A 25,084-nucleotide genomic window follows, 5' to 3' on the forward strand; every position below is an offset into this window, starting at 1 on the left:
GGGAGAGAATAAATGAATACACAATTGACGTCGCTGCTCAGATCCTTGCCGCTCCTGGCTGCCTTTATTTCCAGCAATCTGGTTGAAGCCGCTGAACCACAAAAACCTGGTGAACCGATCAAAATCGGATTCCTGGTCAAACAGGCAGAAGAGCCGTGGTTCCAGGATGAATGGCGATTTGCCGAACAGGCGGCACGCGAAAAAGGATTTACGCTGATTAAGATCGGCACGCCGAACGGCGAAAAGATGATGGCTGCCATCGATAATCTGGCCGCGCAAAAAGCGCAAGGCTTCGTGATTTGCGCGCCTGATGTCAAACTGGGCGTCGCCATCGAGCGGGCTGCCATGCGCAACAGCCTGAAAGTGATGGCGGTCGATGACCAGCTCATCGATGCCAGCGGCAAACCTGTGACGAGCATACCGTACATGGGCATCTCCGGCGGCGACATCGGCAGGCAGGTCGGTCAGGGATTGATATCTGCCATGAAGGAGCGTGGCTGGCAACCGTCGGAGGTCGGCGCATTACGTATGGCGTTTGACCAACTGCCGACCGCTCGCGAGCGCACCATGGGTGCGGCCGAGGTTTTGAAGGCCGCCGGCGTTCCAAGCGCCAACATTATCGACGCATCTCAGGGAAAATCCGACACCGAGAGCGCCTTTAACGCAGCCAATATCGCTTTCACCAAACAGGCTCATTTCAAACACTGGCTAGTATTCGGCATGAATGATGAAGCGGTTCTGGGTGCCGTGCGCGCAGCGGAAAGCCATGGATTGAAAAGCGATTCGTTGATCGGCATCGGCATCGGCGGCAGCAAAACCGCTCAAAATGAATTTGCCAAACCGATGATCACCGGTTTTTACGGGACGGTACTGATCAGCCCGAAGCGTCATGGCTATGAAACGGCACTCAATATGTACAAATGGATAGTAGACAATCAGCAACCGGTAGCCGTTACGCTCACCGCCGGCACCTTGATGACCCGAGTCAACCAGGCAGCAGTTCGCGCCGCGAACGGGCTGTGAAATCGATGACGGCCTATCTGCAATTCGATCAGGTTTCAAAACATTTTTCTGGGGTTCGGGCGCTGGCTGGCGTGAGCTTCGATGCGCACGCCGGAACAGTGCATGGCCTGTTGGGTGAAAACGGTGCGGGTAAATCTACCCTCTTGAAAATTCTGGGTGGTCAATACCGGCCCGACGGCGGTCGTTTGCTGGTCAACTCGGTGCCATGCCAGTTCAATTCAGCCGCCGATGCCATCCGCGCCGGCATCGCCGTAATTCATCAGGAACTGCAGTATGTGCCGGAACTGACGGTGACCGAAAATATATTGATGGGGCGTTTTCCGGCACGCTTCGGGCTGATTGATCGAAATAAGGCCAGACGTATGGTCTTGCAGCGACTGAGTGAAATCGGTGTTGATCTGGACCCCGATGCACGCCTCTCGCATCTGTCCATAGCACAACGTCAGATGGTGGAAATCTGCAAGGCAGTAATGCAGAATGCCCAGATCATCGCGTTCGATGAACCGACCAGCAGCCTTTCCTATACCGAGAGTGAGATTCTGTTTCGACTGGTGCGCGAATTGCGCAGCACCGGACACACGCTGATTTACATTTCGCACCGGCTCGAAGAGCTGTATAGCTTGTGCGACGCCTGCACGATTTTTCGCGATGGGCGCAAAATCGTTACCCATCCGGTCATGGCGCAGGTACCGCGTGAGACGCTGATCCACGACATGGTCGGGCGCGAACTGTCCGACATTTACGGCTATCGCCCCAGACCGCTCGGCGCACAGCGTCTGCAGGTGCGTGGACTGAGAGGCAAGAATGACCCCACCGGATGCAACTTCAGCGTGCGCGGCGCGGAAATCGTCGGCTTCTTCGGCCTGGTTGGCGCTGGTCGTAGCGAACTGATGAGGCTGCTGTACGGTGCCGACCGGCGCCTTGCCGGTAGCGTGTTACTGGACGGTGTGCCGGTACCGGCTAACAGCCCGCCTGCGGCAATTGAAGCAGGAATTTTGCTGTGTCCGGAAGACCGCAAAGAACAAGGCATTCTGGCGCAGGCCTCGGTTGCGGAAAATATAAATATCAGCTGCCGCCGCCATGATTTACGCGTCGGTTTCTTTCTGCGTCGAAACAAGGAAGCGGCCCGGGCCGATTTTTTCATTGATCGATTGCGCATCAAAACGCCGAATCGTGACCAGGAGATACGGTTCCTGTCCGGCGGCAATCAACAAAAAGTGATACTGGCGCGCTGGCTAGCCGAATCGACGATGAAGGTATTGATACTGGACGAACCCACGCGCGGCATCGACGTCGGCGCAAAAAATGAAATCTACCGCATTATTCAGGAGGTGGCCGAACAGGGCTGCTGCGTAATTGTGGTGTCATCGGAATTGCCCGAAGTGCTGGGCATCGCCGACCGCGTGCTCGTGATGCGCAATAAGGAAATCAGCGGTGTGTTGGATCGTTCCGAAGCAACCGAGACAGCTGTACTGAACCTGGCATTGGCTGCCTGATAACGATGAACCACCCAAATTTTGAGACCAAACAATGCTAAAACAATTCCAGACACTAGCTGTTCAAACGATGAATTCCTCCCACTCCTCCGATCCAAATCCGGAGCACGACATGCGTGTGCATTCCAGTGAGCAGCCATTTGTACCCGCCGACAAACAACGCCGCTGGTTAGTCGAATACAGCATGCCGATAGGTTACGCGGTCCTGTTCATCCTTTTGTCGTTCACAGTCGAGAACTTTTTCTCGACCACCAACATCATCGGTTTGATGTTATCCGTAGCACAGATCGGTATGGTGGCCTGCACCATGATGCTGTGCCTGGCCTCGCGCGATTTTGATTTATCTGTCGGATCCACCATCGCCTTTGCCGGCGTCCTCGGCGCTATCATCCTGGAACAGACGCACAGTGTAGCGCTGACTGTCATAGGCGGCCTGCTGGCCGGCGCACTAATCGGAGCGGGTAACGGCGTGCTGATCGCCTATTTACGGGTCAACGCCTTGATCGCCACACTGGCCACCATGCTGATGGTGCGCGGTCTGGCTTTCATCGTCTCGCACGGACAGGCAGTCGGCATCGCAAACGAAGACTTCATCAGCTTTGGCGATACCCGCCTGCTCGGTCTGCCTCTACCGATACTGGTAACCGCGGCCTGCTTTGTGGTATTCGGCGTCCTGCTCAATCACACCGTGTTTGGCCGCAATACTCTGGCTATTGGAGGTAATCCGGAAGCAGCGCGATTGGCAGGTGTCAAGGTGGAACGATTACGAGTCTGGATTTTTTTATTGCAGGGGCTGATCACGGCCATGGCCGGATTAATTCTGGCCTCACGCATTACCAGCGGCCAACCGAATGCAGCCCAGGGGTTTGAGCTGGACGTAATATCGGCCTGCGTGCTGGGCGGGGTCTCCCTACAGGGCGGCAAAGCCAGAATTTTCGGGGTGCTGATCGGCGTGCTTATCATGGGCACGCTGGAAAATGTCATGAATTTGATGGATGTTGACGCGTTTTATCAGTACCTGATGCGTGGCCTGATTTTACTCATCGCCGTATTGTTGGACCAGTTGAAAACAACTGCCCATCGCATCTGATCCGAACAACCTTTAACAATCAGGATCATTATCATGACTCAACGACTTGCCGGCAAGGTTGCCATCGTCACTGGCTCAACACTCGGAATCGGCCGCGCCATTGCCAGACTGTTCGTGGATCAGGGCGCCAGCGTGGTGTTTAACAGCCATCGCTACGACGATGCGGCCGCGCAGATGTGTGATGAATTAGGCAAAGAACATGCCCTATTTGTGCAGGCCGATGTGGCCGATACCTATGCCATGCAGCAGCTGGCATCGACGTCGGTGGCGCGCTTTGGCAAAGTCGATGTGCTTATCAACAACGCCGGCATGGACGTGTTCTCGGATCCGTTGGCGATGACGCCCGACCAGTGGCAACGCTGTTTTTCTGTCGACCTGGAAGGCGCGTGGAATGCGTCGCGTTCGGTGCTGCCATCGATGTTGGAACAAGGATCAGGCAGCATCGTCAACATCGCCTCGGTGCACGGCCACAAAATTATTCCCGGCTGCTTCCCCTATCCAATAGCCAAGCATGCATTGATTGGACTTACACGCTCGCTGGGTATTGAATATGCGGCACGCGGCATCCGAGTCAATTCAATTTCGCCGGGACTGATCATGACGGACAATGTCAAAACATGGCTGGCAAACTGCCCGGATCCGGAAGCAGAGCAGGCGCGCCAGGCAGCGTTGTTGCCGTGCAAGCGAATCGGCACGCCAGAGGAAGTAGCCTACACCGCGCTTTTTTTAGCCAGCGATGAAGCACGCTTCATCAATGCCACCGACATACTGATCGATGGCGGCAGATCCCAGCTTTATCATGAATAACACTACTCACTACCCTAAAGGCCGGTATGTCTGATACACGTGTTGACCGCTTTGTACGCTCACACCTCAAAACCAGACATCTGGTGTTGCTGGTAGAACTAGGTCGCAATGGATCTATCCTGCATGCTGCCCAGGCAGCCAACCTAACCCAACCTGCCGCATCCAAGTTACTCAGCGAACTGGAACATGCGCTCAGCGTCCCGTTATTTGACCGCCTGCCGCGCGGTGTGGTACCGACCTGTTATGGCGAAGTGCTGATCCGGCGTGCTGGTGCGGCGCTGGCAGAAATGGATGCGGCCCATCAGGAAATCATGGAGCTGCTTTCCGGCCTCTCCGGCCGGGTGGCGATCGGAACGGTAATGACGCCGTCGATCAGCCTGCTGCCGCAAACGGTGCGATTACTTAAACTGCGCTTTCCACGCGTGCAGGTGTCAATCTGCGTTGATTCCAGCAAAACGCTGGTCGCGCGCCTGCGCAAAGGTGAACTTGATATGGTGATAGGACGCATTCTGGATTCCGAGTCGGCTAACGAACTTAACTTTGAACCGCTCTCCGACGAACCGCATAGTCTGATCGTGCGCGCTGATCACCCGCTGGCAAAGACCTCGGATCTGCATCTCGAGAAATTGATTGAAGAAGGCTGGATCATGCCGCCGGCTGGCAGCATATTACGCGACCGGCTGACTGCGTTGTTTTTAGCACGCGGACTGGATCAACCGGGAATCACGGTGGAAACCACCGCGTTGCCCATGATCACCAACCTGCTCATTGGCAGTGACATGATTGCTGCGCTGCCGGAAGAGTTGGTACGTCCCTATTTGGATATCGGACTGCTGACAGTGCTACCTTATGATCTCGGTCTGCGCATGGATTGTTACGGCATTGTAACGCGTAGAAAATATAAGCTGTCCCCGGGAGCGCAAGCTATGTTGACCATATTGCGTGAAGTTGCAGCGAATCTGCAAAATCAGTTAAAACTGGATGGCATGTCAACATTCAGCGCGGCGGTAGAAGCGGGACAAAAATAAAAAAATATTCCCAACACCACGGCGCTGGGCTAATAGCAGCTTGGCGATAGTTTGAGCATTTTGGATCAGCCATTTTAGATTCACCAATTCCCTTCCAACCACCAATCATTTGTTGGTGCGATTGCACAATGCGATCAATCATTTCCTGACTCAATAGCGCATCTGAAAACGCTGCATACCACAGGGTACCGGTGGACTATTTCCATGTCGTCTTTACGTTACGCACCATCGCTGCCAACCCGACACATCTCGGTGCACGTATTGGCGCAACGTTGATATTACATACCTGGAAATCGGCGTTGAAACATCATCCGCATGTGCATGGCATTGTTCCGGGCGGTGATATACATCGGTATGCTAATTTCGTCACCTTTAACTATCATAACGATCAAGGTCTGGTTGTTTGAATTGTGTATTCTGTGTAGTGCACGATGGAAGAAAAAGACTAACTGACATTCTGTAATTAATTCAATTTTACATCGGGCGCATTATCAATATTGTGATCAGCTCATTATTGACTTAATGAAGTATCTAACTATGAAAAGGAATTTGCATATGAACCAAACAAACAATGTAGGTTTTCGCGTTCTTGCTCGTGATATTGCAGAAGAGCTCACTGCGGAAGAACTAATGGACGTTAGTGGCGGCGGATGAACGGTGTCCGGTACGCTGACCAACCCTCCACAAGGAAGTAATCAACCAGATTGGGTAGTCATCGTTTCTTGCCCCCTTTAACAAAATCGCTTTGATTTTGTACGACAAAGTACTGATATGCCAATCCCCCAACGCATCATAGAGGATTTGCGTCAACTTACCGAAGTTAATACAAATTGCATAAAAAAATGCATGGCCCTATTCAGCGGTATTTTATTCCATGAGAATAAGTACCGCCCGATCAAAACCCAATCCGCGGGAGACTTTTAAATGAAACTCAAAACCAAGCCGTTAGCTGCTGCAGTATCTGGCCTATTCATTGGAGCACTATGTTTGCCAGGTAGCGCATTTGCTGCCAAATCACTTACAACCGCGCAGGACACAGGCGCAATCTCACCGACCCAGACCCAGACCGTTTCTATTGTGCTGCAGTTGCGCAATGCTAATGAGCTCAATAAATACATTAACGACACTGTCGATCCTAACAGCCCGAATTACCATCATTTTTTATCGGTGGATGAATTCGCGCACCGTTATGCTCCCACAGATGCAGACGTTAATCGCGTTAAAGCAGACTTAGGCAAATTAGGGATACAGGTTAGCGAAGTTTACCGCAGCCACATGGTCATACGCGCAACCGGTAGCACTGCGCAATTTAACAAATATCTTGCCACTGAAGTGCATAGTTACAAGGAGAACGGGTTAAGTTATATCAAACCAAGTGTTGCCCTTACTATTCCTTCCAGCGTGTCTGATGTGGTCATGGCAGTAATCGGTCTGAATACCAAACCTAAATTACATTCGCTGTCGCATAATCTTGCCAAGGATTCTGGCGGCACGATGAAGATGGTTCCAGGCACCAAAGGAATAAAATTGGCTAATGGCGTAACAACGACCAACTCACCTGGCTCGTTTACGGTAACCGATGTCGCTGAACTGTATAACATCAACCCGCTGTACCAACAAGGCATTCTGGGGCAAAACCATAATATTGGTATAGCAACGTTTGCCACCTTCACCGCCAGCGATGCTTATACTTATTGGCAAACCATCGGCCTGCACGTGGCATCCGATAGAATCACAGAGATTCCGGTTGATGGCGGAACCGGAACAAATGGATCTGGTGAAACTACACTAGACGTAGAACAATCTGGCGGTGTCGCACCGGCAGCCAAAGTCTATGTTTATGAAGCGCCGAATACTGATCAGGGATTTGCCGACGTATTTTTAAAAGCGGCCGCTGACAACACAGTCGACACGCTTTCAATGAGCTGGGGCGGCACCGAATTTGGTCAAGACACGGGCGTTATGCCAGCAGTCCATCAGGCCTTGATGGAATTGGCAGCGCAAGGTATTTCCGTGCTCACTTCGTCCGGTGATGAAGGCGCGTACGACATCAACAATAATCAAGGCTATTACTATTATCCCGGCTGTACAGCAACGCTGAGTGTCGAGTACCCCGCCAGCGATTCGATGATTCTTGCCGCCGGCGGGATAACCTTGGCCGGAACCCAAACCTTTTACAATAGCAATAACGTTGTAGTTGGCAGTGTTACTGTGCCCAAAGACAGGGCCTGGGCCTGGGATTATCTACAAAACTTCTTCATCACCAATTTTGGCGATAACTCCTATTACGAACACTTATTTCCAGTCGGTGGCGGCGGTGGCGTGAGCGTGGAATTTGACCTGCCGTACTACCAGCAAAATTTGCACGGCACACAAGTCACAGCAGCTAACCAAGCTCTAATTTGCCAGACATCTACTGGCCCGGTAGATCTGATCGATTTGCCAGATGGTTATGCAGGGCGCAATGTGCCGGACATCTCGTTGAATGCAGATCCTGATACCGGCTATGCCGAATACGTGGGCGGCCAATGGGCGTACTACTGGGGTGGCACCAGCTTTGTCGCTCCTCAGTTAAACGGTATGGCCATTCTCGTTTCCCAAGTCAGCGGAACACGCCTGGGATTTTTGAATCCGCAGTTGTATTCAAGATTCAATCAATTTGGCTATGGTAGCAATTCGCCATTCAGAGCCGTTACTGCTGGTGACAATGAGTACTATCAATCAACCTATGGCTACAGCCCGGCAACAGGAATTGGCGCTATCGACGTAACGAAATTAGCCAAATCTTTTTCTAGAGGGGGTTACTAGGTTTTGATTTGGGTTTACGTAGCTAAACCTAGAGGGCGGTTTTTTTAACCGCCCTCCTCCGTTTTTAAAATAAAACTACCGACTGTTAATCCGCAGGTCCCTGGTTCGAGTCCAGGTCGGGGAGCCACAGAATTAGGTAGTTGTAAATCAAGCCTTTACGAGAAATCGTCGAGGCTTTTTTCGTCTGCATACTTCTAAATTTCACTCAAAAACTGGCCTTTGCCAGAAATCTGCCGATCTGCATTGCTTATTTGCGAACGTAGCACTGATTAATTGTCTATTCCATTATTACTTGTAGTCGGACTACTTCTTCAAACGCCAGGCTTGCTTTTGTCTTGTACCGCGCTTTGTGTGTCAGTGAATAAAATTCGCGATGTGGCAATGCGATGTTAACTATTCGTAATAACCCCGCCTTGATGTGGGCATCAACCACAAACTTAGAAACCAACGTTGCAAACTGCCCCGAAATGACAGCGGATCGTACAGCTTCATTTGACGGTAATGTCAGTGCGACATTCAAATTTGAAATCTCGACGCCGACCAATGCCAGAATATTTTCCAGAACAGCCCTCGTTCCTGAACCCGGCTCGCGCATAATCCAGTCGGCCTTAACGAGCTCTGTCGGATTTATCAGCGCGCCGTTCCCCCAGGGGTGTTCTGGAGCGACTACGACGACTACCTGGTCTTCATACACTGTGCATACGTTTAACAGAGTGTCATCGACTCGGCCCTCAACGTATCCAAGATCGGCTGTGCCATCGTGCACTGATTGGGCAACTTGTTGAGTATTGCCGACAATGAGATTAATACTAATTTGTGGGTGTTTTTGATGAAATCGAACCAAAATAGGTGGCAGCCAATAGCTCGCAATTGTCTGGCTTGCATGAATGTTTAGCGTACCTCTCTTCATGCTCCCTAATTCTTTTAATGTCAGTTCTGCTGCCCTGGCGCTATTGAGGGTAGATTTGGCTTCAGTTAGAAAAATTCTTCCTGCCTCAGTTAGCTCAATTCGCCGGCCAACCCGATTAAAGAGCACGGTTCCGTACTGATTCTCCAATGATTTAATGGATGAACTTACCGCTGACGGGGTCAGCGCCAAAACATCTGCTGCCTGAGTCAGATGTTCACGCTCTGCGACCTGGATAAATATGCGTAGTTGATCTAATGTCATGACTATCGTTCGATATAATTGAATGAATCATTATATATTGATAGATAGACCTAACAATTGATTACTCAGATAATTTCTCATCGAAACCTAACTGAGATATAAAAATGAAGGCTAAAGCAAAAAAATTGGTGCCAGGTTTGATTCTATGCACACTGGTAACACTGTCCGCGTACTACATCGAATATCTCGAGGCCTCCTTCTTTCAACGCGCCTGGCTTGAGAGTCTGGTTATTGCAATATTACTTGGCAGCTTTATTCGAAGCGTTTATCAATTAGATCATCAGTTCGATGCTGGCATCAATTTTAGCGCCAAGATGCTGCTGGAAATTGCAGTCGTTCTATTGGGTGTATCCGTTAGTGCATCGTCAATACTTGAAAATGGTCCCAATCTGATTCTTGGTATTGCCGCTACAGTAGCTATTGCAATCGCTGCAAGTTACACGATTGGCAGATTAGTTGGCCTACCAAAAAAAATGGCGATATTGATTGCATGCGGCAACTCCATTTGCGGTAACTCAGCGATTGCGGCTGTTGCCCCAGTTATTGAAGCCGATAGCAACGATGTCGCGTCATCAATTGCATTTACGGCTGTTTTAGGTGTTGTCGTGGTGTTGATATTACCTTTGATGATTCCGCTACTCTCATTATCGCAACTTCAATATGGTATTTTCGCAGGGTTAACCGTTTATGCCGTACCGCAAGTCCTCGCGGCAACTAGCTCAGTCTCGTTGATTAGCAGTCACATAGGGACTTTGGTCAAATTGGTTCGGGTTTTAATGTTAGGGCCTGTTGTATTGATTCTATCGTTAATCGGCAAGAAAGAAGACGGGACTCGTCCAGCCCTGTCACAAATGGTTCCCTGGTTTATCGTCGGTTTCCTGGCATTGATGATGTTCCGTTCATTCGGATTGGTGCCTGAGGCCCTAATCAATCCAGCACATACCACGGGCAATTTTTTCACAATCATGTCAATGGCGGCTCTTGGACTTGGAGTTGATATACGTTCAGTTGCGCGGGCAGGATCAAGAGTGGCCAGCGTGGTAGTTTTGTCTCTTCTCATTCTATTTGTGATTAGTTTTATTTTGATTCGATTACTAGGAATTTACTGATTTTTTATTCTCAATTTGGTCTGGGTCTGCATAAATTAGTGCAGCTAAAGAGTAAATTTTTTACGACGAAAAGCGAACTTTAACGGAGCAATCAATATGCTTAACATTAAATACGTAACAACAATTTTATTTAGTTTCGGTATCGCCGTGGCGAACATCCAGACCTCCGCTAACGCGGCAGATCAAAAATGGACTTTTGACGGCGCTATCCACAATAACTCGTTAGCTGTAAGCCCCGATGAAACGATGGCTGTTGCCTCTTACAGTGAGCGTCAGGAAATCGTTGTCTATGATCTAAAATCAAAAAGTGTTCGCAAGATTTTGCGCGGGTACATTACACCTAGAAATAGTGTCTTTGATCCGTCAGGTAAAGCATTTTATGTTTCTGATAGTAGTTTGGGTGTGATCAAAAAGATTGACGCAACTTCGCTTGAAGAAATTGGGCAATTTGCTGCTGGCCCGGGTGTTTTCGGCACAACCATTTCGGCCGATGGGAAAACGCTATATGCCAATAATGAAGCTGCCAATACTGTAACGAGCTTTAATCTAAATACGAATCAGCCAACTGCAGTTATTCCCGGATTTAGCCAACCAAGGCAAGGAGTCCGTCTTAACCCAAATGGGGATACCCTTTTTGTGACGAATTTTCTTGGCGATAAAATCACTTTGGTCAATACCAAGACAAATCAAATTGACGGTGAAATTGCAGGATTCAATAAAATTAGAGCCATCTCCATTTCGCACGACGGTAAAACCTTGTATGCGGCAAATAGCGGATCAAACATGATTGCAGTCGTAAATATCGCTGATCGCAAAATCACTTCGATGATTCCAGTCGGGAAAGATCCGTACGGCGCAGCATTAACTCCAGATGGAAAATTCCTCTACTCAGGCAATTTGGCCGACAACAGCTTGACAGTCATTTCGCTTCCTTCAGAACACGTCGTCGCATCGGTTGATGGATTGAAGCAACCAAGACAAGCCATCGTCTTTTCTCACAATAGCAAATTAGCTTATGTGCTGAATGAGGATTTAAGCGTTGCTATTATCAATCTGGACAACAACAAAATTGCAGAAGTTATTCTGCCGCATTAGTTGGATCATTTGATTTTATCCGCTAACTTCAACTAATCTAAAGGGAAATTAAAATGGAAAAGAAACCAATTCGAATTGCAGTGACAGGTGCGGCTGGGCAGATTGGCTATGCGCTTTTGTTTAGAATCGCAAAGGGAGATATTACTGGAACAAATCAGCCCATTATTTTGCAGCTATTGGAAATCCCATCGTCGCAACAGGCGCTGAAAGGCGTGGTAATGGAGCTGGAAGACTGTGCTTTCCCCTTGCTGTCAGACATTATTGTAACGGACGATCCTTCTGTTGCATTTCAAGACGCGAATATGGTCATCATGGTAGGTGCACGGCCTCGTAGCAAGGGGATGGAGCGAAAAGATCTATTGCTGGCGAATGCCGAGATTTTTAAAATTCAAGGCAGTGCATTGAATCAGTGCGTGGCGCGGGATGCAAAAATACTGGTGGTCGGAAATCCAGCCAACACCAACGCTTTAATTGCGATGACAAGCGCGCCTGATTTGGATAGGAATAATTTTTCTGCAATGATTCGACTTGATCACAATCGCGCGCTTTCGATACTGGCAAAAAAAATAGGAAGCCCAATTTCGCAAATTTCTCAACTAATTGTCTGGGGAAACCATTCACCAACGATGTATGCCGATTATCGATTTGCTTTAAATAGCGACCAACCACTTGCCTACAATTTGCAAGATGAAAATTGGAACACCGAAGTATTCATTCCAACCGTTGCTCAACGAGGCACCGCGATAATTGAGGCGCGAGGTGTTTCTTCTGCAGCATCGGCCGCAAATGCCATCATCGACCATATGCGGGACTGGGTGATGGGCAGCAATGGGAGATGGGTCTCAATGGCATTGCCATCCGATGGCTCATATGGCGTTCCAGAAGGTATATTTTTTGGCGTGCCAGCCATTTGCGAAAACGGTGTGATTAAACGTGTAGCCAATCTAGAAATTAACGAATTTTCAAAACGCAAATTGCAAAGCTCTGTTGACGAATTGATGGGCGAGAGAAAATTAATTTTGTCAATGTTGTGAGCACTAAGAAATTGGTAAACTGCTGGTTGGTTAGTTGTAGCAACTAACCAAGTTCAGCTCTCCTTAATCGCACTCTGGAACATGCCACGAAGCTGGATTTCCTTGCGATTTTTTCAATCCGCCTCTACTTGTTGCCTGCACTATTCGTGGGTGCCGCATTGCCTGCACGATCGATATTTTCACTCTATCTGACCCAATGACGAAGATGGCCGCTCGTGAATCCGAATCCGAAGGGTGCACGGCAAATTGCGGCCAACGTTCATTAATCTGAATATTGCCCACGTTCGCGATCATTACCTGTGCGATGGCCTTAATTTCGCCCTGCCTTCGGAAAAACCTTTATCGGATTTTTCGCCTCATCTGTCACAATAGTTAGCGTAATTGATACTGCTGATGCATCGGTGCTTCCGTTTCTGTTGTCATGCTCAAAAGTGCCCAACGCGAGATTAAATATATGGAATACTATATCAATACATCTTGCCTTATCAGTGATATTTTTATCAACAACAGTTCTGATGCCGTTCAGCGTGGTGTACACACTACGGCTTCTTCGTGCCATGCACGCTGGAGTCTCAGAAGACTTTAGTCATGCGGACAACCTTGGTGGTTACTAATTTCATTGAGAACATTTAACGCCCAACTCCCAAAGGGAACCCGTAAAGGAACTTAAATATCATGAAACCACCATTAAGCAAATTGGGACACCGTCGTGAGCTCATCCGTCAATTCACGCCAAATTGGTTCACCATGACAATGGGAACTGGCATTGTGGCATTGGCCCTTGGAAGAACATCTGAATTACTGCCAATCCTGTGGAACCTTGGTGCAACCCTTTGGGTAATTAATATCGCTCTCTTCCTCCTGTTTGTGTCGATGTACTGCGCACGGTGGATATTTTTTTTCGATGGTGCCAAACGGATTTTCCATCACAGCGTCATGTGCATGTTTTTCGGGGCGATCCCGATGGGACTTGCAACAATAATAAATGGATTCTTGGTATTTGGTATTCCACTAATTGGCGAACGGGCAATAAGCATCGCCTTCAGTTTATGGTGGTTGGATGCAGCCATGGCGCTAATTTGTGGACTGCTAATTCCATTTTTCATGTTTACACGCCACGACCATAGTCTGCAAAGTATGACCGCGGTCTGGCTGCTACCCATTGTCGCGGCAGAGGTGACAGCGGCGTCGGGAGGACTGCTGATTTCTCATATGAACGCTGGAAGTAGTGCAACGCAAATTCTATTTATCAGCTACTCACTATGGGGCTTTTCGGTATTGCCGGCATTGGCGGTTCTGGTGATCTTGTTTTTGCGGATGGTACTTCATAAATTGCCTGGACGAGATATGGCAGCATCAAGCTGGTTATCAATTGGCCCAATCGGAACGGGCGCACTGGGATTACTGCTGTTAGGTACACAGGCACAACGGATTCTCATTTCTCCTGATTTGATCAGTGTTGGCATCGTCGCGCATGGATTTGGCATTCTTGGTGCGACCATATTATTAGGATACGGCTTCTGGTGGTTGGTAATCGCGATTCTCACTACGTTGCGTTATTTGCGTGATGGCCTGCCTTTTAATATGGGCTGGTGGGCCTTTACATTCCCAATTGGCGTCTACTCTCTGGCCACACTTTCGCTGGCTGACAGCACGGGAATCCAATGGTTGTATTACTTTGGATATGCATTCGTATCAATGCTGATATTTTTCTGGTATGTAGTAATGGGAAGCACGTTGCGCGGCGCCTATCATGGCAATGTATTTTTTTCCCCCTGCATTTCCGACGGGACTGGGTTGCAGTTACCCAGTAAGTCAGAAAAACAGAAAGTAAATCTGTGACCTAATTTAAATGTAAGCAATGCACAGAATACAAAGGGCTGCAGTTCAAGCAATGCAGCCCTTTTTCCATTCCTGCTCTCGTCTTCCACCACGCCCTGAAATTGTGGGCCAGGTTCAGGTTCGGCGGAAAATCCGATGAAATAAACGATGCGCCCTGCAATGCCAAATCACTTTATTCCCAAGTGAATCCAAGAACACTGGCTTGCTCTGGTCATCGATAGTAAGTCCAAGATAACCAAATGCATATTCCACTTTCTCATTTTCATTACACTGTCCAACTATTGGGGGGCAGTTCAAAGCGTATTACACCAATTTTTCAATCAACATAATCCGGCATTACATCACCACCAGCCCAATCCAATGAATAAACTCCATCTTCCACCAAACGATGAAAAGTCGAATACTGCTAGTCGCGCACTCGTTTAACCAAACTATTTTGGTGATACCAACAAGCGACATCCCATATGAACAACCCAAGTAAAGAGAATGCTATCAAGCAGAGGTTTAGCTGCATTTTTAGCTCAACCTCACCAGATATCTCCAGTTTGAAATCAAAATCAGTGAAACTCTTTCCGCTTAACGTGCAGTCGGATATGCCCTATTTAGGGCATTTTGATCAATATTAGATATTTTTTGCTAACGAAGTCCGTTATTTATGTTGGTTTATTAATAGTTTTTCTGAATGAATGACATGTTAAAAAACAATTTCCGGATTGGCAAGTAGCTCGGTATGCTTGATTCCTGTCAGCAACCTGCTGGCACGACATTATTACTCTACATCACTGGGAAATCATCATGGTTTATTTAGAAATCAATCTTCAAGTCGCACCGCAAGACCGCCCTGCGGCTGCGGCGATATACACACGTTTCAAAGTACCTTTTCTGACTCAGGCTAAGGGTGCCTTATCTAAAGAACTGCTGATCAGAGAAGAAGATGTACAGGTCTTGCATGGTTTTGATTCAGATGAAAATGCCAAATCCTACCTTGGCAGCACCATGTTCACTAACGATGTTGTGACAGCCTTAAAACCTTTGCTGACAAGCGCGCCTGACGTGCGCATATATCAAACAATGTAATAGCCGAGCGCTATTCCGATCTTTATTTCTACCTTTATTCCGATCTTTATCCAACCTGGAACTTATCATGATTAAAAATTCTTCCCGCATTCTAGCTAAATCATTGCTTGCTGTTGTGCTGGCCTCCAGCATCGTAGCCCCTACGCTGGCATTTGCCGAAAAAGCGTATTTGGAAATTACCCTTAAAGTCGATCCTAAAGACAGGGCCGCTGCCGGTGCTGTGTACGCCAAGTACAAGCAACCGTTCCTGACTCAAATTTCAGGCGCAGAATCTAAAGAACTGCTGATCCGCGATGACGATGTGCAAGTCTTGCACGGTTTCGCCAGCCGTCAACAGGCAGAAGCTTATTTGAGCAGCGACCTGTTCAACAAAGATGTTGTGGCAAGCCTGAAGCCACTGTTAAAAGCAGCTCCTGAAGTTCGGATTTATACATCCAACTGATCAATCCACTGATCGTCTGACAGGCTAAACAGTGTCTTTGTAATTTCAGGGACTTACGCAACATTGCACCAGCGGCATGCTCCTGACTGATACAGGTAGCATGCCCAACTGGGACACTCTGCGTAAGCCCTTCACAATTAGGAATAACATGCAATTTAGAACAATTTTAAAGCGCGGCGCCGTTGGTGCCGCGTTCGTATTATGTGGTCTGGCTACTGCTCAGGCACAAAGTAATGGCGACTGGCCACTGTATTCGCATGATTACTCAAATACAAATTCAAACCCTGATGAGGTTCTTATTTCTCGTCAGACTGCGCCGAAACTGCAGCGTGCGTGGTCTACATTTAATGATTCGCAATGGCGCCCTACCCCACCACCGACCGGCTTTGTTCTTGAGGGTGCGCTGGGATTAAAATTTCCTGCTTCCGTAGTAGGCGTGATTGCACCGCCGCTCATTCGTAACGGCACTATTTACTACATTGATGTATTGGGCACCATGTTTGCACGCGATGCAAAAACCGGAACAATTACCGATCCGGCGCGTCATTGGACCACAACGCTGGTTGATCCGGATTATCTACTTCAAGCTCAGCCGATTGGGCCTGAAATGTACTACGCTGCGCCGGTCATTTCAGACGGCATCATCTGGATTCATAGCTCACTGAACGGCCGTATTCATGCGATCAGACAGATCGGCGGTGCCGAGCTGGATTTTGATCCGACTACGCCAGGCATTCAGCCGCTGGCGCTGGTGCCTGATCAGCAGCTAGCGTCGAATCTGGGCGAACCGGTAATTGTTACGGTTCCGTCGACGACCGGAGCGCGTAAATTATTCGTCACCGAAGTCAACGTTATTTTGAATGATGCCTTGATTCAAGGCGGACAAGCCGGGTTTGTGGTCGCCATGGATATTACCGATCCGGCGCACCCATTTGAAGCCTGGCGCACCTCGACTATCGACATTAATCCAGCTACCGGCAAACGCTACGGCGCTGGCGTCTCGGCCGGATCAGGATTCGCAGTGGATCATAAACTGCATCTGATTTATGGCGGCACAGGTCAAAATACCGTTACACCGTATCCGGGCTACCCTGATGCAACTCATGCGCCAGCCGGCTATATCGATCGTAGCGATAGTCTGTATGCGATTGATTACCGCACCGGAAAATTCGTATGGGTCAGTCAATTTCATAAAGGCGACGTGTTCGATATCAATAATCCGGTTTCCGCCGGACCGGAACGCACCGATGGCCCGAGAGACGCTGACGTATTGTCGCCACCGGTCATGTTTACCGCCCGTACCGCTGACGGCCAAATGCACGATCTGGTCGGAGCCGGTAGTAAAGGCGGTTTGTACCGCGTAGTCGACCGCGCTACCGGAGCCACTATCTGGCAAAAACAGATCAGCAAACCAACTGGTTTGGGCGGCATACAAGCTGGTTCAGCCTATGCCAACGGCATTATCTATGTGGCTGGTTTTGAAGGGATTGACGATGGTTTTTCAGACGCTAATTTCGATACGCCCACCAGCAAATACAAGAATGCTTTCTTCGCCACATTCAGTCCAGCATTCTGGGCTGACGTAGAAGATGTTCGCGACGACAGGCTAGCCATTACCGGTATGCAAACCAAAGTGTATGCACTGGATGCAGGAACCGGCAATCCGGTCTGGAAGGTTGCAGGCACTGGGGACTACTTGTTGCTTAAAGTTGGTGCAACCATGCGGCATCTGTCGTTGGCGAATGGCTTGCTGTATATCACCACCTCATCGGGCCAGTTGTTTGTCGTGAGCACGCTGGATGGTTCGCAGTTGTACACGGATCAGACGCAAGATCTTAATGCGTTGTTCAACCTCGGTCTGGGCAAGCCGCATCACGCCAGCATGAACGGCGGAACCTTGATTAGCAACGGTATGGTTTTTGTTCCTTATGGAGCGCAAAACAATCCATCCGGCGGCATGATCGCTTATCGACTCGGCCATTAATGTTGTAATGCCGATTTGACGGGACGGGGAATGGCGCTTTGCTGTTCCCCGGCATAGTAACGGCGTTGAAGCCATTGTTGAAATAGAGCTATATGAAACTCAATGCAGACCAAAGCAAGCGCGTAGTGCTTTATTCAGAACAATTACCGTGGGTAGCCAGTCCGGTGCCAGGTATAGAGCGACGTTTGCTAGCGCGCGACGGAGCTGAACAAGCAAAGGCAACCAGCATAGTCCGCTATGAAGCTGGCGCTGTGTTTACCCCGCATGCGCATCCGCAGGGTGAAGAAGTGGTGGTACTGGAAGGAATGTTTGAAGATGAGCATGGCAGTTATCCGACTGGCACTTACATCAAAAATCCGCCAGGTTCAGTGCATACGCCCAAAAGCACCGATGGCTGCGTACTGTTTGTGAAATTGCGCCATCTGGATGACGATGATCTGGAACGCGTGGTGGTACGTCCGGCGAACCAGCAATGGCATCCCGGCATGGTGAAAGGCCTGAAAGTGGCGGCGCTGGATCAATTCGGGACTAGCCATACTGCGCTGGTGCGTTGGGCTCCCGGCACTTATTTCAGTAAACACCAGCACTATGGCGGAGAAGAAATTCTGGTGCTAGAAGGCACTTTCCAAGATGAATACGGTAGTTACCCGACCGGCACCTGGATCCGCAGCCCGCACTTAAGCGCACATCAACCGTATTCGGAATCGGGTTGCTTGATTTTGGTAAAAGTGGGGCATTTGATGGACTCCTGAGAGCGGTGGATGCTCCACCGTATTGACGAATAGTTGACCAATAGCTGATACATCGCGATCAATGATACCCACATAGATACTTAAAAATATATATCTTGACATTAAGGTATCCCACTACTAAATTTCACATGTACCACACAAAAACAATATTTCTTAAGCAACAAAAAGTGTCCTTAGCGCAACGCTTCTGCCGCACATTATCACCATCATCAATTGTTTTAGCACCATTTCGCAGATTCAAAATTAGCTCTGCAATTCTTGCCGTAACCAAATCAAACCGCTGCCTGCTGTAACTGGTGTCACTTTTTAACCCGTTTTATATGGATTAAGGGATATCTCTATGAAAGCACCGCCATTTTTTTATAGCGCACGTGTCATGGCAAGCATTGCAGCCATGATCTTGGTTAGTCTTTTTTATGCCTGCGCCCAAGCTGAACCGATCGACGAAGATGCAGCGAGCCGCCACGTCTATGCCACCGGCGGCGTACACAATGAAAAAAACTGCGAACCACCACACCGCTGCGTGTTTCCACGCAAACCGGGCGAGCCGGTTGATCCGGCATTTCCAGCCTTTTGGACGAGCGAATGGACTATGTACCGGGTCTTCAACAATGAAGATAAATTCCCTCCCCCTTATAGCTCTCCGCCGAAAGGTTTAAGCACGTCGGACTACGAGGTTTCGTATGGCGCCAGTTATTACGATTCGACGTATACACCCAAGGATGGCGACGGGCATGGCGCGATGATGGAGCATTACGAAAAGCGCTGCTTGCCGATTTTTCCATCGAGTAATAAATACAGTTGCTCCTTTGTTTCACTCGGCAACAAGGCTTATTTTTTACGTTATGCCGACCGTCCACCTGGCACTCCGGCCTGCTGCCAGTTTTCTCTGCAAAATCATCCGCCAGAACGCGACTTTATCAAGCACCTGCCTTATAACGCAGAGCAAAGCAGCCATCTGGACGGCAGCATTGATGCCTATTCGCGACTAATGAGCCTCCAGAAAATTCTGTTTGGTTATGCCTTTGAAAAACTTCCGCGTCCCGACATAGTGGATAAAACTGCCCCGCCTTATCGCCACCCGCAATCGTTCTTCTTTGCCGGCTATCCGCTTGATCCACCGGATGCCCCCATCGTCAGCCAAAACTATCGCAATTTCCGCATGGAAAAGCCTAATCCGATCTACACGTGGGATCAGGTACCACTAATGTGTCCACCGGTGCCTGTTTGGTGTTGTTTATTTACAGGTGATTGCCCTGTAAAAGAAAAAGAGTCAGAAGTACAACCCGTAGCTGCTCAATGGAACAATATTCAACAATAAAGGGAAAATCATGAGTTATCTTGACACACCGCGTTTGAATTTTTCCGGCTTTTTCCAAGCCGATGTTTCTACAGTTAATAACGACGTACGGTATTTTGACGTAGACGCTTTCCAGGAAAGTTATCAAAAAATAGCACCCATTCCGTATTCAGATACGCCGCCCAATGGTGCATGGAACCCAGATGGAACGGGCACATTCAGATTGGTCGACTGCAAAATTACCGGTGGCCGCCTAGGAAACCGCCAATTTATTTCGCCAACAGATGACCCTGCCATTGGCATGGCGCTGGGAAATGCCGACCAACGTGTTTCCGGTAAATTAGTCGACCTTGATCCGCAGCAGCAAATGGTTTCCACCATTTGGGGGATGCAGGTAAGACTATCCGATGCCGCGCAACGCGCGTTATTTGAAGGCGAATATGAACCGGCAGCCTTCACTAATTTATGGCAGCGTCAACAGGTCGCCACTGCCCCGCATGATCAGCAGTTAGCCGCCATTTATCAATCGGTTCTGAGCAATGTGGTGTGGCATGGCAATAGCGATTCGCGTCTGCTAGAAAGTCTGCGCAAGGCCACCGAGCAAGGCTACCTGTCCATCAATATGAATGTCTATGGCTTCGGTCGTGACCAGAATATTAATCGCTATACCTATGGGCATGTCGTCGGCAGCATTGGCCCTTACCATCAGCAGGAACCAAAACGGTTTGTCGTGGGCCGCCAGATGATCGCCGCTGCTCCCCCCACCGATCCAATGGTGCCGTCGAATGGCGTCTCCTGCTTTACCTGTGTGGTGAACGCGGAACAAAAAACCGTCAGCGCCGACTTTGGCAACTGCCTGCCAATTGAAGGTGCGAGCGGTACATTTGAAGACATTGGAAAAGTGTTCCTGGCAATTGCCAAACAACCTAACGATGCTAAAACAGGTGCGCCTGAAATCTTCACTACGCTTGATGGCAATTCAATTGCACTATTAGGAGAAGTACCTTATCAAGGCGGCCAAAGCTGGTATGAGCAACATGCCGGCATCGTTGATATGGATTACAGCAAACTTGATTCCTGGGTTGCCGATAACATCAACAGCCACCCATTAATACTGGTGAGCCCCACAGCGGCGCAAACCGTTCCGCCTATCTACAAGGTGCTGGTGCAAGAGTCATTGGCAGGTCTTTATTTAAGGGCCGATCAGTTTGTGTACCGCCTCAATCCCGGCGAAACTGCCGATGTTGCCATGTATAGCTCCTGCTATGGACAACCATTGGCTACAACAATCGTCACCTCAGTTAACACCGGCTTCATGGGTGGTACCGGCGGCGGCGATGCGCCACTTGATCCACCAGTAGAAACACCCGTGATCAATACCGGCTCACTTAATTATCCGGCGCAACTCAATACCGATGAACATGGCCGCACCATACTTACACTGACGGCTCCTGCAGAAGGTCCCGGCAACCCCCGTGTCTACATTGACGGGCAGTTATACGGGATCGGTTATGCGATTAAAAATCAGCCAGACAACACCATCAGCAATATCTGGAACCTGATTTCGGTATTGGCATTTGACAAAATCGTGATGCCAGAACATCCAGCCTGGTATCCCGACATTGAACCGATTTTTAAACAATACGCCAATCTTTACCCGATCATGAGCCGGCATTTGATCTACCTGGGGGAATATGAATCGGTGGTACAGAATGTACGCATTCTAGACATGGCATTCGCGCTGCCCATGAACAATCCAAATCACATGCCGGTAACACGTGATTTGTCCGAAGGCAAACGCAATATGATTTTGCATTGGCTACGTCATCCGGGGCCAGATGGAAAACCACTCAAAGGTGTTCAAGCAGTCAAAGTAGCGACCACGCCAAGCAGCGGCAAACCCATTGCGCAACCTGTGCCATTGCATTTAGAAGCTTTGCAAACCGCAGGGAAAACCGCCGTGGTACTGGCTCACATCGCCAATCAATCAAACAAAGGGAGCCAACCATGATCAAGCTCGATAAACGCTTTGTAGAAGCCATTGAATCGGCGACCACTCCAGACGATTTATTTCAATCCCTACAAAATGCCATTGAACTGGAACACTCGACCATTCCGCCTTATCTGACCGCTGTTTTGTCGCTCAAACAAGGCAAGAATGACGAAATTGCGACCTTAATCCGCGGCATTATGGGACAGGAAATGCTGCACATGTGCATTGCCTGCAATATTTTGATCGCCATTGGCGGTACGCCACGTATCAATACACGGGGATTTGCTCCCGACTACCCCGGGCCGTTGCCGATGCATATCGGCGGTGTCGGCTTTACGGTTGGCATTGAAGCCTTCTCAAAAAGCCTGGTCAAAAACACCTTCATGGTAATTGAAGAGCCCGAGAACCCGATTCCCGTCAAAGATCCAAAACTAATGACGGCAGCCCAGCAGGATTACGCCACCATTGGTGCGTTTTACGCCGCACTGCAAAAAAAGATCAGGGAAATGGGCGATGGCATATTCGTCCCAAATTTAAAGGATCAGGTCTTGCGTGGGAAATGGTTTCCTGCCGATCAGTTATTCCCCATTACCGATGTCCGCTCGGCAAACAAAGCAATTGAAATCATCATTGTGCAGGGTGAAGGTACCAGCAGCCTCCCTTACCAAGGCGCGAGCGACCCAGCCCATTACTACAAATTTGGCGAAATCGCAGCTGGTCATCGCATGATTCAAACGCCGGAGGGTTATGCCTACCGAGGTGCACCAATTCCTTTTGACGACAATGAAGTCTACAACCTCAAGCCCAATTGCAAAATCGCCGATTTCCCTCCTGGCAGTCAGGCTTCCACCCGGCTTACGCAATTCAACACCACCTATAACACGCTGCTGAACACCCTGCATCTGTGCTTTAACGGCCAGCCCGACCTGCTCGATACCGCAATCGGCGTGATGTACAGCTTACGGATTGAATCGGTGGCCTTAATGCAAACGCCGATAGCGCCTGGTTCCAGCCACATGGTCGGGCCGAGTTACGAATACCGGAAAGTCTAAACGCGCAGGCTTCTCAACCTTTTTTTCAGGATGAATGATGAGTTATCTCCAGTTCCCCCGATTAGCTTTTTCCGGGCTATTCCAAGCCGATGTATCCACAGTAAATAATGATCCGCGCCATTTCGACATTGATCACTTTGACTCTTCTTTTCAGGAATTTCAGAGCAACAGCGCCAGTGGCGGCACGACGTTCAACGGCTGGTGGAATCCGGTAGGAACTGGAATTTTTCGCTTTCATGAATGCGCAACGCAAAGTATTTCAACCCAAGCAGGGCAAACTCAAACCAAGGCATCCCAAGACCCTGCCATTGGTTTGACCGTTGGCAATGCAATGGGACGAGCATCTGGAAAATTGGTTGATCTTGACCCAGACTGGCAAAATGCATCCTGCCTGTATGGGTTAGGCGTGACGTTAATCAACGCCAACGGGCACGTCATTATGAGTGCCGATTACGCCAGCAATCCATTTCGCGATCTTTGGTTTACCCGAGCCAATAGCGCAGGCGACATGGGCGCTTCAGCCATGTTCCAATCCGTACTAACCAATGTCATCTGGAATCTGGACGGCATCCAAAGCCCATTCTTTGACCAACTGATTGCCGCCACCGAGCAAGACATGCTTTCCATACGTTTAACCACCTATGGTTACAACATGAATGCCAAAGCGCCGCTGTTCGGTTATGGAACAGTGCTAGGCGTTATTGGCGCTGCAAAAGCAAGCCAGCCACGTTCGTTTATTTTAGGGCGGCGCTTTACCCCCACCACGCAAAACGCCGCGATGGATTTGGTCAGCAGTAATGGCATAGGCTGTTTTTCCGCTCAGATTGATTCAACTAACAGCAGTCTGCATGTTGACCTGAGCAATGCCTTACCGCTGGCAAAAGGCTATGTCGTCCAAGACTTGGGGCCAATGCAGTTTGCATTACTTAAAAACCCGCTGACCGCGCAGGACGACGTAATTAATGCAGAAGATTATATTGCTCTGGCGGCGGTGGATCAGTCGCAGGAATTACAACTACAGCAAGGCGGTATTCAATCCGTGCCACTGCCAACCAGCATCAACGAGGACTTGCACAACCATCCTTTAGCGATATTGTCTGCCCCCGATGCGAATGGAAAAATGCTGGTTTCCGTACGTGAAAACCTGCTCGGGCTGGAAGTTCGAGCCGACACTTTTGCGTTTCGACTTGACCCGAATGACCCGCATAAAAACCACGCTCAAAGCACTTTTTATGCCGCCTGTTATGGCATTCCCATGCCCAATGCCGCACTAGGGTTCTGGGTTTCCGGCCCGGCGCTGGATTACGCCAACACGCCTGTTTCAGCGCCGCCCGGCACCACGCCCAAGGCTCTATTGCCAGTAAATAATGTCCCGGACAATGCCATTCGGTTCTCGCCCGCCCGCCCTGTTACCGATGCAGAGGGCAAAGTTCAGGTGCAGTTGCATGGCCCGGAAGAAATGCAAACACCGCGTGAATATATCGACGGCCAGCTCTATACCATTAGCTATAACTTTGCCGGCAATGACCCTGCCTTACAGCAGACTTATGACAAATTAGCGGCCGTTGTGTTTACTAAAATTGCGCCCTGCCCTTCCCCTACTTGGGAAGATATATATCCCATTCTCAAGCAATACGCCAACCTCTACCCGATCATGAGCCAGGGTCTGCTCGATTTTTCTAAAAAAGAACAGGCTGATGCCAACGCCTTCATCCTGCATTTTGTGTTTGATAAACACATCGACGACCCAGATCAGATGCCGGTTACGCGTGACCTTTCCAGCGCCAAGCGCACCATGTTGATCCGCTATTTCCAGCAGATTATAGACAGCCAGGGCATGCCAAAAAATGCTATGGACATGTTTGGAAAACGTTGCCCCACACGTGGTGGCGGTGGCTTGGCGCAAGCACATCAACAAAGCGCTGCCACCTGCCCGAATCTTCCTGGCAAATCACGCGGACCAAACAACTAAGGGAATTCC

The 25,084-nt window shown here is 49.3% G+C and carries 19 protein-coding genes and 1 pseudogene; 19 read left to right on the forward strand and 1 reads right to left on the reverse strand.

Going from position 1 to position 25,084, the window contains the following annotated elements; translation table 11 throughout:
* The first annotated feature begins 12 nt into the window (after window positions 1-12).
* From S2091_RS08905 to S2091_RS08935, 7 genes and pseudogenes are all read left to right on the forward strand, one after another.
* The gene (locus tag S2091_RS08905; RefSeq protein ID WP_105531457.1) at window positions 13-1,023 is read left to right on the forward strand and encodes an arabinose ABC transporter substrate-binding protein; all 1,011 of its coding nucleotides are present in this window, start codon (window positions 13-15) and stop codon (window positions 1,021-1,023) included.
* A 5-nt stretch (window positions 1,024-1,028) separates the two neighbouring features.
* Window positions 1,029-2,519 (forward strand): L-arabinose ABC transporter ATP-binding protein AraG, encoded by a 1,491-nt coding sequence (gene araG / locus S2091_RS08910; RefSeq protein ID WP_105531458.1) that lies wholly within the window; start codon window positions 1,029-1,031, stop codon window positions 2,517-2,519.
* Window positions 2,520-2,631: 112 nt separating this feature from the next.
* Window positions 2,632-3,609 carry an L-arabinose ABC transporter permease AraH gene (gene araH / locus S2091_RS08915; RefSeq protein WP_105531459.1) on the forward strand — a complete coding sequence of 326 codons (978 nt, stop codon included), beginning with the start codon at window positions 2,632-2,634 and terminating at the stop codon, window positions 3,607-3,609.
* A 33-nt stretch (window positions 3,610-3,642) separates the two neighbouring features.
* The gene (locus S2091_RS08920; RefSeq protein WP_105531460.1) at window positions 3,643-4,416 is read left to right on the forward strand and encodes an SDR family oxidoreductase; all 774 of its coding nucleotides are present in this window, start codon (window positions 3,643-3,645) and stop codon (window positions 4,414-4,416) included.
* Between the two features lie 26 nt (window positions 4,417-4,442).
* The gene (locus tag S2091_RS08925; protein WP_105531461.1) at window positions 4,443-5,444 is read left to right on the forward strand and encodes a LysR substrate-binding domain-containing protein; all 1,002 of its coding nucleotides are present in this window, start codon (window positions 4,443-4,445) and stop codon (window positions 5,442-5,444) included.
* A 185-nt stretch (window positions 5,445-5,629) separates the two neighbouring features.
* Window positions 5,630-5,791, forward strand: a pseudogene (locus tag S2091_RS08930) (transposase); the annotation flags it as partial.
* Between the two features lie 577 nt (window positions 5,792-6,368).
* On the forward strand, window positions 6,369-8,252 hold the full coding sequence (locus S2091_RS08935; protein ID WP_105531462.1) for a S53 family peptidase: 1,884 nt from the start codon (window positions 6,369-6,371) through the stop codon (window positions 8,250-8,252).
* 277 nt (window positions 8,253-8,529) lie between these two features.
* On the opposite strand, the gene S2091_RS08945 is transcribed toward S2091_RS08935, so the two are convergent.
* Entirely contained in the window at window positions 8,530-9,423 is an 894-nt protein-coding gene (locus S2091_RS08945; protein WP_105531463.1) for a LysR family transcriptional regulator, read from the reverse strand.
* Window positions 9,424-9,527: 104 nt separating this feature from the next.
* On the opposite strand from S2091_RS08945, the gene S2091_RS08950 reads away from it, so the two are divergent.
* The 12 genes from S2091_RS08950 to S2091_RS09015 all read left to right on the forward strand — a co-directional run bounded on the left by S2091_RS08950 (window position 9,528) and on the right by S2091_RS09015 (window position 25,075).
* Window positions 9,528-10,532 carry a YeiH family protein gene (locus S2091_RS08950; RefSeq protein WP_105531464.1) on the forward strand — a complete coding sequence of 335 codons (1,005 nt, stop codon included), beginning with the start codon at window positions 9,528-9,530 and terminating at the stop codon, window positions 10,530-10,532.
* A gap of 96 nt (window positions 10,533-10,628) precedes the next feature.
* Window positions 10,629-11,627, forward strand: a complete 999-nt coding sequence (locus S2091_RS08955) for a YncE family protein (RefSeq protein ID WP_105531465.1) — start codon at window positions 10,629-10,631, stop codon at window positions 11,625-11,627.
* 53 nt (window positions 11,628-11,680) lie between these two features.
* Window positions 11,681-12,661: a malate dehydrogenase gene (locus S2091_RS08960; RefSeq protein ID WP_105531466.1), complete on the forward strand. Its 981-nt coding sequence runs from the start codon at window positions 11,681-11,683 to the stop codon at window positions 12,659-12,661.
* A gap of 675 nt (window positions 12,662-13,336) precedes the next feature.
* Window positions 13,337-14,503 (forward strand): TDT family transporter, encoded by a 1,167-nt coding sequence (locus S2091_RS08975; protein WP_105531469.1) that lies wholly within the window; start codon window positions 13,337-13,339, stop codon window positions 14,501-14,503.
* A gap of 795 nt (window positions 14,504-15,298) precedes the next feature.
* Window positions 15,299-15,580: a hypothetical protein gene (locus tag S2091_RS08980; protein ID WP_105531470.1), complete on the forward strand. Its 282-nt coding sequence runs from the start codon at window positions 15,299-15,301 to the stop codon at window positions 15,578-15,580.
* 145 nt (window positions 15,581-15,725) lie between these two features.
* On the forward strand, window positions 15,726-16,022 hold the full coding sequence (locus S2091_RS08985) for a hypothetical protein (protein WP_207769669.1): 297 nt from the start codon (window positions 15,726-15,728) through the stop codon (window positions 16,020-16,022).
* 148 nt (window positions 16,023-16,170) lie between these two features.
* Complete coding sequence (locus tag S2091_RS08990) at window positions 16,171-18,006, forward strand: outer membrane protein assembly factor BamB family protein (RefSeq protein ID WP_165794956.1); 1,836 nt, start codon at window positions 16,171-16,173, stop codon at window positions 18,004-18,006.
* A 92-nt stretch (window positions 18,007-18,098) separates the two neighbouring features.
* Window positions 18,099-18,758 (forward strand): cupin domain-containing protein, encoded by a 660-nt coding sequence (locus tag S2091_RS08995; protein WP_105531472.1) that lies wholly within the window; start codon window positions 18,099-18,101, stop codon window positions 18,756-18,758.
* Between the two features lie 340 nt (window positions 18,759-19,098).
* Complete coding sequence (locus S2091_RS09000) at window positions 19,099-20,079, forward strand: hypothetical protein (protein ID WP_105531473.1); 981 nt, start codon at window positions 19,099-19,101, stop codon at window positions 20,077-20,079.
* A 10-nt stretch (window positions 20,080-20,089) separates the two neighbouring features.
* Window positions 20,090-22,069, forward strand: a complete 1,980-nt coding sequence (locus S2091_RS09005; RefSeq protein ID WP_105531474.1) for a hypothetical protein — start codon at window positions 20,090-20,092, stop codon at window positions 22,067-22,069.
* A complete protein-coding gene (locus S2091_RS09010) occupies window positions 22,066-23,103 on the forward strand; it encodes a ferritin-like domain-containing protein (RefSeq protein WP_105531475.1) in 1,038 nt (345 codons plus the stop codon). Before S2091_RS09005 ends, S2091_RS09010 begins: the two co-directional genes overlap by 4 nt.
* Window positions 23,104-23,137: 34 nt before the next feature.
* The gene (locus S2091_RS09015; protein ID WP_133166885.1) at window positions 23,138-25,075 is read left to right on the forward strand and encodes a hypothetical protein; all 1,938 of its coding nucleotides are present in this window, start codon (window positions 23,138-23,140) and stop codon (window positions 25,073-25,075) included.
* Window positions 25,076-25,084 lie beyond the last annotated feature (9 nt).

The sequence above is a fragment of the Solimicrobium silvestre genome, from assembly GCF_002976435.1.
In the GTDB taxonomy this organism is placed as follows: domain Bacteria; phylum Pseudomonadota; class Gammaproteobacteria; order Burkholderiales; family Burkholderiaceae_D; genus Solimicrobium; species Solimicrobium silvestre.

Coding starts and splice junctions, on each gene's coding strand:
- S2091_RS08990 (WP_165794956.1), top strand. CDS start 16,171: ATGCAATTTAGAACAATTTTAAAGCGCGGCGCCGTTGGTGCCGCGTTC.
- S2091_RS08935 (WP_105531462.1), top strand. CDS start 6,369: ATGAAACTCAAAACCAAGCCGTTAGCTGCTGCAGTATCTGGCCTATTC.
- S2091_RS08980 (WP_105531470.1), top strand. CDS start 15,299: ATGGTTTATTTAGAAATCAATCTTCAAGTCGCACCGCAAGACCGCCCT.
- S2091_RS08975 (WP_105531469.1), top strand. CDS start 13,337: ATGAAACCACCATTAAGCAAATTGGGACACCGTCGTGAGCTCATCCGT.
- S2091_RS08960 (WP_105531466.1), top strand. CDS start 11,681: ATGGAAAAGAAACCAATTCGAATTGCAGTGACAGGTGCGGCTGGGCAG.
- S2091_RS08950 (WP_105531464.1), top strand. CDS start 9,528: ATGAAGGCTAAAGCAAAAAAATTGGTGCCAGGTTTGATTCTATGCACA.
- S2091_RS09010 (WP_105531475.1), top strand. CDS start 22,066: ATGATCAAGCTCGATAAACGCTTTGTAGAAGCCATTGAATCGGCGACC.
- S2091_RS08995 (WP_105531472.1), top strand. CDS start 18,099: ATGAAACTCAATGCAGACCAAAGCAAGCGCGTAGTGCTTTATTCAGAA.
- S2091_RS08945 (WP_105531463.1), bottom strand. CDS start 9,423: ATGACATTAGATCAACTACGCATATTTATCCAGGTCGCAGAGCGTGAA.
- S2091_RS08925 (WP_105531461.1), top strand. CDS start 4,443: ATGTCTGATACACGTGTTGACCGCTTTGTACGCTCACACCTCAAAACC.
- S2091_RS09015 (WP_133166885.1), top strand. CDS start 23,138: ATGATGAGTTATCTCCAGTTCCCCCGATTAGCTTTTTCCGGGCTATTC.
- S2091_RS09005 (WP_105531474.1), top strand. CDS start 20,090: ATGAGTTATCTTGACACACCGCGTTTGAATTTTTCCGGCTTTTTCCAA.
- S2091_RS08955 (WP_105531465.1), top strand. CDS start 10,629: ATGCTTAACATTAAATACGTAACAACAATTTTATTTAGTTTCGGTATC.
- S2091_RS08905 (WP_105531457.1), top strand. CDS start 13: ATGAATACACAATTGACGTCGCTGCTCAGATCCTTGCCGCTCCTGGCT.
- S2091_RS09000 (WP_105531473.1), top strand. CDS start 19,099: ATGAAAGCACCGCCATTTTTTTATAGCGCACGTGTCATGGCAAGCATT.
- araH (WP_105531459.1), top strand. CDS start 2,632: ATGCGTGTGCATTCCAGTGAGCAGCCATTTGTACCCGCCGACAAACAA.
- araG (WP_105531458.1), top strand. CDS start 1,029: ATGACGGCCTATCTGCAATTCGATCAGGTTTCAAAACATTTTTCTGGG.
- S2091_RS08920 (WP_105531460.1), top strand. CDS start 3,643: ATGACTCAACGACTTGCCGGCAAGGTTGCCATCGTCACTGGCTCAACA.